At 70.7% G+C, this 11,578-nt stretch carries 11 protein-coding genes; 6 read left to right on the forward strand and 5 right to left on the reverse strand.

What is annotated here, in order from left to right:
• Nucleotides 1–67 precede the first annotated feature (67 nt).
• Nucleotides 68–1,168 (reverse strand): 3-deoxy-7-phosphoheptulonate synthase, encoded by a 1,101-nt coding sequence (locus JI746_RS13705; protein WP_330893001.1) that lies wholly within the window; start codon nt 1,166–1,168, stop codon nt 68–70.
• A 38-nt stretch (nt 1,169–1,206) separates the two neighbouring features.
• On the opposite strand from JI746_RS13705, the gene JI746_RS13710 reads away from it, so the two are divergent.
• Nucleotides 1,207–2,019: an alpha/beta fold hydrolase gene (locus tag JI746_RS13710; RefSeq protein WP_201690186.1), complete on the forward strand. Its 813-nt coding sequence runs from the start codon at nt 1,207–1,209 to the stop codon at nt 2,017–2,019.
• Here JI746_RS13710 and JI746_RS13715 read toward each other — a convergent pair.
• Nucleotides 2,000–2,404 (reverse strand): DUF192 domain-containing protein, encoded by a 405-nt coding sequence (locus JI746_RS13715; RefSeq protein ID WP_201690188.1) that lies wholly within the window; start codon nt 2,402–2,404, stop codon nt 2,000–2,002. The genes JI746_RS13710 and JI746_RS13715 overlap by 20 nt on opposite strands.
• Before the next feature lie 93 nt (nt 2,405–2,497).
• On the opposite strand from JI746_RS13715, the gene JI746_RS13720 reads away from it, so the two are divergent.
• The 3 genes from JI746_RS13720 to JI746_RS13730 are packed head-to-tail and all read left to right on the forward strand — an operon-like array spanning nt 2,498 to nt 5,529.
• A complete protein-coding gene (locus JI746_RS13720; RefSeq protein ID WP_330893002.1) occupies nt 2,498–3,709 on the forward strand; it encodes an MFS transporter in 1,212 nt (403 codons plus the stop codon).
• A gap of 37 nt (nt 3,710–3,746) precedes the next feature.
• On the forward strand, nt 3,747–4,742 hold the full coding sequence (locus JI746_RS13725; RefSeq protein ID WP_201690190.1) for an NADPH:quinone reductase: 996 nt from the start codon (nt 3,747–3,749) through the stop codon (nt 4,740–4,742).
• A gap of 1 nt (nt 4,743) precedes the next feature.
• The gene (locus tag JI746_RS13730) at nt 4,744–5,529 is read left to right on the forward strand and encodes an SDR family oxidoreductase (protein ID WP_201690192.1); all 786 of its coding nucleotides are present in this window, start codon (nt 4,744–4,746) and stop codon (nt 5,527–5,529) included.
• Here JI746_RS13730 and JI746_RS13735 read toward each other — a convergent pair.
• A complete protein-coding gene (locus tag JI746_RS13735; RefSeq protein ID WP_330893003.1) occupies nt 5,526–5,891 on the reverse strand; it encodes a response regulator transcription factor in 366 nt (121 codons plus the stop codon). The two genes, JI746_RS13730 and JI746_RS13735, sit on opposite strands and share 4 nt — an antisense overlap.
• 193 nt (nt 5,892–6,084) lie before the next feature.
• On the opposite strand from JI746_RS13735, the gene JI746_RS13740 reads away from it, so the two are divergent.
• A complete protein-coding gene (locus JI746_RS13740; protein WP_201690195.1) occupies nt 6,085–6,396 on the forward strand; it encodes a hypothetical protein in 312 nt (103 codons plus the stop codon).
• 115 nt (nt 6,397–6,511) lie between these two features.
• Nucleotides 6,512–6,763 (forward strand): DUF6139 family protein, encoded by a 252-nt coding sequence (locus tag JI746_RS13745; RefSeq protein ID WP_201690197.1) that lies wholly within the window; start codon nt 6,512–6,514, stop codon nt 6,761–6,763.
• 262 nt (nt 6,764–7,025) lie between these two features.
• Here JI746_RS13745 and JI746_RS13750 read toward each other — a convergent pair whose 3' ends face one another.
• Together JI746_RS13750 and JI746_RS13755 are read right to left on the reverse strand one after the other, a co-directional pair.
• Nucleotides 7,026–8,408, reverse strand: coding sequence for an efflux transporter outer membrane subunit (locus JI746_RS13750; protein ID WP_201690198.1), 1,383 nt, complete (start codon nt 8,406–8,408; stop codon nt 7,026–7,028).
• Nucleotides 8,405–11,575 carry an efflux RND transporter permease subunit gene (locus tag JI746_RS13755; RefSeq protein WP_201690199.1) on the reverse strand — a complete coding sequence of 1,057 codons (3,171 nt, stop codon included), beginning with the start codon at nt 11,573–11,575 and terminating at the stop codon, nt 8,405–8,407. The genes JI746_RS13750 and JI746_RS13755 overlap by 4 nt, the downstream gene beginning before the upstream one ends.
• Between the last annotated feature and the right edge of the window lie 3 nt (nt 11,576–11,578).

An 11,578-nucleotide genomic window follows, 5' to 3' on the forward strand; every position in this document is an offset into this window, starting at 1 on the left:
ATAGCGGCAGAAGGCAGGAGCGCAGCGGCGCGGCTCGTGCGATCGGAGGACGGGTCCGGCGCGCCGGCTACCGGCGCTGCTCGCGCACGGCCGCGGCCAGCTCCCGCAGCACTTCCTCCGTGCTCTCCCAGCCCAGGCAGCCGTCGGTGATGGAGACCCCGGGCGCGAGCGCGACGCCGGCCTTCAGGTCCTGCCGCCCCTCGCGCAGGTGGCTCTCGATCATCACGCCCAGGATGCGCTGTTCGCCGGCCCGGATCTGCCGCGCCACCTCGCGCGCCACCCAGGGCTGCCGCCGCCAGTCCTTGGCGGAATTCGCATGCGAGCAGTCCACCATCACGCGCCCGATGGTGCCGGCCTTGCGCAGGATCGCGCACGCCGCCTCGATGTCCTGCGGCTCGTAGTTGGGCCCGCGCGAGCCGCCGCGCAGGATGATGTGGCAGTCCTCGTTGCCCTCGGTCTCGAACACCGCGCCCACGCCCATCTTGGTCATGCCCAGGAAGGCATGCGGCGAGCGGCAGGCGATGCAGGCGTCGGCCGCCATCTGCACGCTGCCGTCGGTGCCGTTCTTGAAGCCCACCGTGCAGCTCAGGCCCGAGGCGAGCTGGCGATGACTGGGGCTCTCGGTGGTGCGCGCGCCGATCGCGCCCCAGGAGATCAGGTCCGAGATGTACTGCGGGCTCAGGAGGTCCAGGAACTCGGTGCCGGCGGGAATGCCGACGTGCGCGATCTCGAGCAGCAGCTCGCGGGCCAGCCGCAGGCCCTCGTTGATGCGGAAGCTGCCGTCCAGGCGCGGGTCGTTGATGTAGCCCTTCCAGCCGACCGTGGTGCGCGGCTTCTCGAAGTACACGCGCATCACGAGCAGCAGGTCCTCCTGCAGTTCGCCGGCCAGCGCCTGCAGGCGGCGCGCGTAGTCCATCGCCTGGCCGTGGTCGTGGATCGAGCACGGGCCCACCACGCAGAGCAGGCGCGGATCGCGCCCGTGCACCACGTCGGACACCTGCGCGCGGCTGCGCTCGATGAACGCGAGCGTCGCCTCGTCGACGGGCAGTTCGTATTGCAGCAGCGCGGGCGAGATCAGCGGCCGGACGTCGCGGATGCGCACGTCGTCCAGGCGGGTGGCCTGCGGCATTTCCTCGGCGCCTTCGGGGCGGGCGGCAGTTTCCTTCATCGAAGCTCTCCTGTGGGCATCCACTATATTGCGGTGCCATGTCAGCTTCTGTTGGAAACGCCGGCCGCGCGCAGATCGACTGGGCGGGCCAGCCGGTGCACATCGAATACCAGTGGGTGGGCAGCGCCGCGCCGGGCGCCCCGGTGCTCGTGTTCCTGCACGAGGGGCTCGGGTCGGTGGCGATGTGGCGCGACTTCCCCGCGCGCCTGTGCGAGGCCGCCGGCGCCCGCGGGCTGATGTATTCGCGCCCCGGCTACGGCCGCTCCACGCCGCGCCCGGCGCAAGAACGCTGGACGCCCCGCTTCATGCACCGGCAGGCGCACGAAGTCCTGCCCGCCCTGCTGCAGGCGCTGCAACTCGATCCCGCGCGCGAGCCGCTCTGGCTGTTCGGCCACAGCGACGGCGGCTCCATCGCCCTGCTCTACGCCGCAGCCTTCCCCCAGGCGCTGCGCGGGGCGATCGTGCTGGCGCCGCACATCTTCGTGGAGGATGTGTCCGTCACCAGCATCGAGCAGGCGCGCGAGGCCTACCTGGAGACCGATCTCAAGCAGCGCCTGGGCCGCTACCACGACGATGCCGATTCCGCCTTCTGGGGCTGGAACGACATCTGGCTGGACCCGGCCTTCCGCAGCTGGAACATCGAGCGCGAGATCGCGGCCATCCGCTGCCCGCTGCTGGCCGTGCAGGGCGTGGACGACGAATACGGAACCCTGGAGCAGATCCGCGGCATCGCGCGCGCCGTGCCGCACACGCAGCTGCTGGAACTGCCGGATTGCGGCCACTCGCCGCACCGGGACCAGCCGCAGGCGGTGATAGAGGCGGCCGCGCGCTTCATCCGCGCTGCGGGCTGAGTTCCTGCTCGCGGCGTGCCAGGAACACCGGCCCGTCGAACCTCGCCCCCGGCCCGAGTTCACGTTCCTGGAACCAGCCCTGGTTCACTTCCAGCACGAAGCGCACCGGGTGCTCGGAGGATTCGCCCTCCAGGTCGTGCGGCTCCAGGTCCGCGATCTTCAGCACGGTGCCGTCCTCGTGCAGGAAGGCGATCGACAGCGGCAGCGGCGTGTCCTTCATCCAGAACGACAGCACCTCGCGGCGGTCGCAGATGAACAGCATGCCCTCGTGGGCGGGAAGTTCGCGCCGGTGCTGCAGGCCGACGGCCCGCTCCTCGGCGCTGCGCGCCACGTACACCAGCAGGGTGTGCTCTCCGGCCGTGAGCTGCATGCGGGGAAGGTTCATGCGATCGTATGGTGCCGCGCATCCGCGCCGCGCTCCGTAGGCGCGTTTCCATGGCGCCGCCGCGGCCGCGCCGCACCCGTTGTAGGATGGCCCGTGCCTTCTCCCGCAGTCTCCGCCCCCGCCCACGATCCCGCCGCGGCCACCCGCGCCGCCGTCACCCTGCTCGCCATCGCCAGCTTCTTCAGCGGCGCCGCCCTGCGCATCTGCGACGGCCTGCTGCCGCGGCTGGCGGGGGATTTCTCCGTCACGCCCGGGACCGCCGGCCAGGTGATCCTGGCCTTCGCCATGGCGTACGGCATCTCGCAGCTGGCGTACGGCCAGCTCGGGGACCGTTACGGCAAGGCGCGCGTCGTCTGCTGCGCGCTGTTCGCCTCCGCCGCCGGCGCGCTCGCCTGCACGCTGGCCCCGAGCCTGGAGGTGCTGGTGCGGCTGCGCGTGTTCTGGGGCGCCGTGGCCGGCGGCGTGATCCCGATGTCGATGGCGTGGATCGGCGACAACGTGCCCTGGGAACAGCGGCAGGCCACGCTGGCGCGGCTGCTGCTCGGCACCCTTTCCGGCATGACGGCCGGCCAGCTCGCGGGCGGCCTGTTCGCGGATTCCGCCTGGGGCTGGCGCGGCGCCTTCACGGCCCTGTGCGGCGGCTACCTGGTGGTGGGAACGCTGCTGCTGGCGCGCCTGCGCAGCATCCCGGGGCACACGGCGGCAACCGCACCGCGCGGGAGCTGGCTCGCCCCGGCGCGCGACATCCTGCGCCTGCCTTGGCCCCGTGTCGTGCTGGCCGCGGTGATGGCGGAGGGCATCTTCCTGCTCGGCCCGCTGGCCTACCTGCCTGCCTACCTGCACCAGCGCTTCGGGCTGGCGCTGTCGGTGGCGGCGGGCTACGTGGCCCTGTATGCGATCGGCGGCGTGTTCTATGCCATGGTGGCGCAGCACGTCGTGCGGCGCTTCGGCGAGCGCAGGATGGTGCTGTGGGGCGGCATCGTGGTGGGCACCGGCTTCCTCGCCTGGTGGCTGATCCCGCGCGGCTGGATCGCGGCGCCGGTGGCCCTGGCGGTGGGCTTCGGCACCTACCTGTTCCACAACACGCTGCAGACGCACGGCACGCAGATGGCGCCGGCGGCGCGCGGGACGGGCATGTCGCTGTTCGCGTTCTCGTTCTTCATCGGGCAGGCCATCGGCGTGTCGCTGGCCGGCCAGGCTTTCGACCGCTTCGGCGCCGCGCCCGTGCTGCTGGTGCCGGCGCTGGTGCTGCCCTGCGCCGGGTGGGCCTTCGCGCGGGCCCTGCAGCGCCGCGCCGCCGCCTGACGTACGCTACGTCCCTGTTCACGGCGGAGGCAAGCGCATGCAGGCAGCGTTCTATACCAGGCAAGGTCCGGCGGCCGAGGTGCTGCAGGTTGGCGAGCAGCCGACGCCCCAACCCGGCGCCGGGGAGGTCCGCGTGCGGCTGCGCACCTCCGGTGTCAACCCGTCCGACTACAAGGTGCGCAAGGGCGGCTTCGGCCGGGCGCTGCCGTATCCGCTGGTGATCCCCCAGAGCGACGGCGCCGGCGTGATCGACGCCGTGGGTGAAGGCGTTGCGGCCAGCCGCGTCGGCGAGCGGGTCTGGATCTGGAACGGGCAGTGGATGCGCCCATCCGGCACCGCGGCGCAATGGATCGCCCTGCCCGCGGCGCAGGCGGTCGCCTTGCCCGGCTCCGTCGACGATGCGCAGGCGGCCTGCCTCGGCATTCCCGCCCTGACAGCACTGCATGCGGTGCGGCTGACGAACATCGAGCCCGGGATGCCCGTGCTCGTCGCGGGCGGCGCCGGCTCGGTGGGCCACTACGCGATCCAGTTCGCGAAGCTGCGCGGCGCGACGGTGCTCGCCACGGTGAGCAGCGAAGAGAAGGCGGCCCACGCCCGCCGCGCCGGCGCCGCGCACACCATCCTCTACCGCGACGAGGACGTGGGCGAGCGCGTGCAGCAACTCACCGGCGGGCGCGGTGCAGCCGCGGTGATCGAGATGGACTTCACCGCCAACGCGCGGCTCTACCCCGCCTGCTTGCGCGCCGGCGCAACGGTCGTCGTGTACGGAATGGGACAGATGGAGGCGAACCTGCCCACCTTCTGGTTCATGCGCAACCGCATCACGCTGAAGTTCGTCTACGTGTACGAGATGGAAGCCGCCGAGCGCGAAGCCTGCCTGCGCGAACTCGGCACGTTGCTGCGCGATGGCGCGCTGCAGCACACGGTGGCGCTGCGCCTGCCGCTGGCGGAGATCGCCCGCGCCCACGACGCCGTGGAGCAGGGCCGGCTGATCGGCAACGTCGTCCTCGACATTCCCCAGGGAGACCACTGACATGGACCTGCAACTTCACGGCCGTCACGTGCTGATCACCGGCGGCAGCCGCGGCATCGGCCTGGCGTGCGCGCGCGAATTCGTGGCCGAAGGCTGCAAGGTGAGCCTGGTCGGCCGCAGCCCGGAACACATGGAGCGCGCCCTGGCCGAACTGCGGCCGCTGGGCGAGGTCGATGGGTTTTGCGCCGACCTGGCGGATCCGGCGGCGGCCCTGGAAGCGGTGGACGCGGCGCAGGCGGCGCTCGGGCCGATCGACGTGCTGGTGAATTCCGCCGGCGCGGCCCGCCGCACCCCGCACGACGAACTGCAGCCGCAGGCCTGGCACGACGCGATGCAGGCCAAGTTCTTCACCTACATCCACGTGATGGACCCGGTCGTCAAGCGCATGGGGGCGCGCGGCACGGGCGCCATCGTCAACGTGATCGGCATGGGCGGCAAGGTGGCCACGACCACGCACCTGGCCGGCGGCGCGGCGAATGCGGCGCTGATGCTGGCCACCGCCGGCCTGGCGGCGGCCTGGGGGCCGCGCGGCGTGCGCATCAACGCCGTGAACCCCACGCTGACGCTCACGCAGCGGCTGGCCCAAGGCTTCGCGGTGGACGCGCGCCTGCGCAACACGAGCCAGGAGGAGGTGCAGCGCCAGGCGGAGAAGAAGCTGCCGCTCGGTCGCATCGCGACGCCGGAGGAAGTCGCGGCGGCAGTGCTGTTCCTGGCTTCGCCGCGGGCTTCCTACATCTCGGGCGCGATCCTGTCGATGGACGGGGCGGCGACGCCGATGGTGGTCTAGTGCTGGGTGGTCATCGGCCGTTCCTCGATCAGGTGATCGAGCGTGGCCACCAGCGCCTCGGGGTCGACCGGGGCGACCATGTAGGCGTCTGCGCCGGCTTCCATGCCGGCAGCCTGTTCGGCGGGGCTCACGAACACGGCCGAGACGTGCACCACGGGGAGGGAAGCCGTGGCCGCGCGCTTGCGCAGCAGGCGGCAGACCTCGAATCCGAGCAGGTCCGGCAGGTGCACGTCCAGCACCGCGGCGGACACGAACTCCACCAGCTCCAGCGCCTCGGCGCCGGCCGCTGCCTCGACGGTGTTGAAGCCGGCAGCGCGCAGCGTGCGTGCGGTGGCATACCGGGTGGACGGGTTGTCGTCCACGACAAGGACACTATGGTGCGATCTGTCGATCATCGAGTAGCGGAAGGAGCAGAGGCGACAGTGTAAGGCTTGCGCGACCGGATGCCCAGCCACAAGAATTAGGGAGCTGGCGTATCCTGTTGAGGGCCGACCCCCGCCCGCACCGGCGAAGGAGCCGGACCTGACCGACACCTGACCATCGCGTGTGCGTGCCATGCACCTCGTGCAGTTGCTGCTTCCCCTCTACGCGCACGATGGCGAGCGGCTGCCGGCGGCGCTGTTCGGCGCCGTGCGCGCGGAGCTGGTGCAGCGCTTCGGCGGGCTCACGGCGTATTCGCGGGCGCCCGCCACCGGTCTCTGGGCCGAAGGCCCCGGCGAAGGCGTGGAGCACGACGACATCGTGGTCTACGAAGTGATGGTCGCCACGCTGGACCGCAGCTGGTGGCAGGCCTACCGGGAGGAGCTCACGGCCCGCATGCGGCAAAAGGAACTGGTCGTGCGCGCACAGCGCATCGAAACCCTCTGACAGCCCGACCGTGGCAGCCCGGGCGTCCATCGGCTGAATGGTATTTGTCCTACTCGCGCCGGCATGGCGGCCTACCAGAATGGGTCCGTACCCCACCCTGAAAGGACCCCCTCCGATGAAAGTCGACATCTACCGGCGCGAGGAAGCGCAGCAGAAGTTCAGCTACCTCATCGTGCCGCAGGGACAGGATATTCCCCCGGAAGCGGACAACGTCGACTGGCACGTCCGCCAGCTGAGCGTGGACGTGGACGATACGCAGGAACACCTGCACCCGTACGAGATCGACAACCCGCGCGCCCAGATCGCCGAAAAGGGCTACGCCATCACGAGCGTCTATCACCAGGTTCCGGCCCAGGCCGCTCCCTGAAGCGAGCGAAGGTCGGTCGCCCGACCGTTCCTACGCCCGTCGGAAGCTGCGCCACCCACGGTTGCGCACCGCACCGACGGGCCCGCCACGGCTCCGGCCCGAAGATCGCATCCGTTGAACGATTTTCGAGGACGGAACGATGCTCGCCATTTCGCTGCTTTCTTCCATCGCCCAGTCCCGCTTCGGACAGTGGCTGCGCGCGGTGTCGACCCTGCCGCGGCGCACGCGCTACTGAGGCGCACGCGCTACTGAAATCCCGCGATCACGGGTTCCAGCCGCCCCCGAGTGAGCGATAGAGCTGCACCTGGTTCTGCAGGCCGGCCAGGCGCGCCTGCACCAGCGACTGCTGCGCCGTGAAGAGGGAACGCTGCGCGTCCAGCAGGTCCAGGTAACTGGCCACGCCGTTGTCGTACCTCAGCCGCGCCAGCCGGTAGCGGACCTCTTCCGCCTCGACCACGGCGCCCTGCGCGCGCACCTGCTCGCCGTAGGTCGCACGGCCGGCCAGGGCATCGGCCACTTCGCGGAAGGCCTGCTGGATCGCCCGCTCGTACTGCGCCACGGCGATGTCGCGCGAGACCTGCGCGGAAGCCAGGCCGGCGCGATTGCGGCCGGCATCGAACAGCGTCTGCACCAGCGTCGGCGCCACCGTGAAGCCCCAGGAGCCGCCCTTGAACAGGCCGGCCAGGTCCGAGCTGGCGGTGCCCACGCCGGCGGTCAGGGAGATGCGGGGAAAGAACGCCGCCCGGGCCGCGCCGATGTTGGCGTTGGCGGCGAGCAGCTGCTGCTCCGCCTGCCGCACGTCGGGCCGACGCACCAGCACGTCCGAGGGCAGGCCCGCGGGCACGTCGGGCAGGCTCACCTTGGCCGTCGTGAGTCCGACTTCGTACTGAGGCGCGACCGGCTCGCCCACCAGCAGCGCGAGCGAGTTGATGTCGGTGGCGCGCTGCCGCTGCAGCTGCGCCAGCGTCGCCCGCGCCGTCTCGTAGAGCGACTGCGCCAGCCGGAAGTCGATCTCCGACGAGGCGCCGTTCTCGAAGCGCAGGCGCGTCAGGCGCAGCGACTCCTCGCGCGTGCTCAGGGTCTGCCGGGTGATCGCCAGCAGTTCCTCGTCTGCGGCCAGGCTCAGCCACGTGTTCGCGACGCTCGCCACCAGCGCGGTCTGCGCCGCGCTGCGGCCTTCCTCGGTGGCGAAGTACTGCGCCAGCGCCGCCTCGCTCAGGCTGGCGATGCGGCCGAACAGGTCGATCTCCCAGGCGCTGAAGGCGACGTTGGCCTGCAGCGTGGTGACCTGGCTGCCGCTCACCGGGCTCGGCCCGCGCGAGGCGCTGGCGGTGCCGGCCACCGTCGGCAGCAGGTCCGCATTGCGGATGTCGTACTGGGCGCGGGCCTGCGCGATATTGAGCAGCGCCACGCGCAGGTCGCGGTTGTTGCGCAGCGCCGTCGCGATCAGCGTGCGCAGGCGCTCGTCGTCGAAGAACTGCTGCCAGGGCAGCGCCGCCGCCGGCGTGCCCTGCTCCGCCGCCGGATAAGGGAAGGCATCCGGCACCGGCAGCGCCGGCCGTTCGTAGGCCGGGATCAGCGAGGTGCAGCCGGCCAGCGCCAGCGCCGCGGCCAGTGCGCAGAGGGTCTTCACGGGCGAACTCATATCTGATCTCCCGCGGTGGCGCCGGCGGGAATCTCGCGCTGCAGCTCGTGCCGGTACAGCTTGTTCTGCCGCTCGTTGCCCTTGAAGGTGCCGCGCACCACCACGAAGAAGATGGGAACGAAGAAGATGGCCAGGCCCGTGCCCGTGAGCATGCCGCCCAGCACGCCGGTGCCGATGGCCCGCTGGCTGGCGGAGCCGGCGCCGTTGGCGATGGCCAGCGGCAGCACGCCGAGGCCGAAGGCCATCGAGGTCATGATGATCGGCCGGAAACGCAGGTGCGCCGCCGCCAGCGCCGCCTCGATCACGCCCTTGCCCTGCGCCTGCAGGTCCTTGGCGAACTCGATGATCAGGATGGCGTTCTTCGCCGACAGGCCGATGATCGTGATCAGGCCGACCTGGAAGTACACGTCGTTCGCGTAGCCGCGCAGGAGCGTGGCCAGCAGCACGCCCAGCACCCCCAGCGGCACGACCAGGATCACCGCGAGCGGGATCGACCAGCTTTCGTAGAGGGCCGCCAGGCACAGGAACACCGACAGGATGGCGAAGCCGTACAGGACCAGCGCCTGCGAGCCGGCCAGCTTTTCCTCGCGCGACTGGCCGGTCCACTCGTAGGCGAAGCCGGCGGGCAGTTGCGCGGCCAATCGCTCCATTTCGTCCATCGCGGCGCCGGTGCTGTAGCCCGGGGCCGGCGCGCCCGAAATGCGCATGGCCGGATAGCCGTTGTAGCGCACCGCCTGCATCGCGCCGGTGATCCAGCGCGTGGTCGCGAAGGCCGACAGCGGCACCACCTTGCCCTGCGTGCTGGGCACGTTCAGGCGCAGCAGGTCCTCCGGCTGCATGCGCGAAGGCGCATCGGCCTGCACCACCACCCGCTGCAGCCGGCCGCGGTTGGGGAAGTCGTTGATGTAAGCCGAGCCGAGCGCGGTGGAGAGGGCGCCGTTGATGGCGTCGAAGCTCACGCCCAGAGCCTGCGCCTTGTCGCGGTCGATGTCCACCTGCAGCTGCGGCGCGTCTTCCAGGCCGTCCGGGCGCACCTGCGCCAGCACCTTGCTCTTCGCCGCCATGCCCAGGAGCTGGTTGCGCGCGGCCAGCAGCGCCTCGTGTCCGTTGCCGCCGCGGTCCTGCAGGCGGAAGGTGAAGCCCGAAGCCGTCCCGAGCTCCGGGATCGGCGGCGGGCTGAGCGGGAAGATGAAGGCATCGCGGATGCCGGACAGCCCGCCGAAGGAGCGGCCGGCGAGCGCCTGCGCGGAATGCTGCTCGCCCTTGCGCTCGTCCCAGTCCTTGAGCGTGACGAAGGCGAGCGCCGCGTTCTGCCCCTGGCCGGAGAAGGAGAAGCCCAGCACGCCCACCATGCTCTGCACCTCGGGCTGCTTGAGGATGAACGCCTCCACCTGCTCGATCACGCTGCGGGTGCGCTCCAGCGTCGCGCCGGGCGGCAGCTGCACGTTCACCAGCATGTTGCCCTGGTCCTCCTGCGGCAGGAAGGACGTGGGCAGGCGCGAGTAGATCAGCGCCGCCACGCCGGCGATCGCCGCGTAGATGATCAGGTAGCGGGCGGCGCGGCGCAGGATGCGGGCCACGACCGATTCGTAGCCCTTGGCGGTGCGCTGGAACACGCGGTTGAAGGCGCCGAAGAAGCCGCCCTTCTCCTCGTGGTGGCCGGCCGGCACCTGCTTGAGGAGCGTGGCGCACAGCGCCGGCGTGAGCGACAGCGCCATCGTGGCGGAAAAGCCGATCGACGCCACCATCACGGCGGCGAACTGCCGGTAGATGTTGCCGGTCGATCCCGCGAAGAAGGCCAGCGGCACGAACACCGAGATCAGCACCACGGTCACGCCGATGATGGCGCCCTGGATCTGGCCCATCGCCTTGCGCGTGGCTTCGCGCGGCGGCAGGCCCTCGTGGCTCATGATCCGCTCGACGTTCTCCACCACCACGATGGCGTCGTCCACCACGATGCCGATCACCAGCACCATGCCGAACATGGTCAGCACGTTGATCGAGAAGCCCAGCGCCAGCAGCGCGCCGAAGGTCCCCAGCAGCGCCACCGGCACCACCAGCGTCGGGATGATGGTGTAGCGCCAGTTCTGCAGGAACAGGAACATCACCAGGAACACCAGCGCCACGGCTTCCAGCAGCGTCTCGACCACCTGCTTGATGGAGATGCGCACGAAGCGTGAGCTGTCGTACGGGATGTCCCATTTCATGCCGCGCGGGAAGTAGGGCGCCAGCTCGCCCATGCGCTTGCGGATCGCGTCGGCCGTCGCCAGCGCATTGCCCGAGGGCGCGAGCTGCACGCCGATGCCCGTCGACGGCTTGCCGTTCAGGCGCGCCGCGGTGGCGAAGCTCTGGGCATTCAGTTCCACCCGCGCCACGTCCTTCAGGCGCACGGTGGAGCCCTCCGGCGTGGAGCGCAGCACGATGTTGCCGAACTGCTCCGGCGTGGTGAGCTGGCCCGGCACCACGATGGTGGCGGCGATCGACTGGCCCGTGATGTTGGGCAGGTCCCCCATCGTGCCGGCCGAGACCTGCGCGTTCTGCGCCCGGATCGCGTTGTTCACGTCGTTGGTGGACAGGTTGAAGCCCACCAGCTTTTCCGGATCGATCCAGACGCGCATCGCCGCTTCGGTGCCGAACAGCTGCGCCTGGCCGACGCCGGGAATGCGCTGGATTTCAGGCAGCACGCTGCGCGACGCGTAGTCGCCCAGGTCCACCGGCGTGAAGTTCGGGTCGTCGGAGGAGAGGATCGTGAACAGCAGGAAGTTGGAGCGCGACTTCTCGACGCGCACGCCCTGCTGCGTGACGGCGGCCGGCAGGCGCGGCGTGGCGCGCGCCAGGCGGTTCTGCACGTCCACCTGCGCCAGGTCGGGGTTGGTGCCCGGCTCGAAGCTGATGGTGATCTGGCCGACGCCGTTGGCCTGCGTGACCGACTCCATGTAGATCAGGCCGGGCGAGCCGTTCATTTCCTGCTCGATCACGCTGATCACGCTTTCCTCCAGCGTGCGGGCCGAGGCGCCGGGGTAGACCGCGGTCAGCACGATGGCGGGCGGCGCCACCGGCGGGTATTGCGAGATCGGCAGCTTGGTGATGGCGACGGCGCCGATCACGATGATGAACAGCGCGATCACCCACGCGAAGATCGGCCGGTCGATGAAGAACTTGGACATCGC

This window comes from Ramlibacter alkalitolerans (assembly GCF_016722765.1).
Taxonomy (GTDB): Bacteria; Pseudomonadota; Gammaproteobacteria; order Burkholderiales; family Burkholderiaceae_C; genus Ramlibacter; species Ramlibacter alkalitolerans.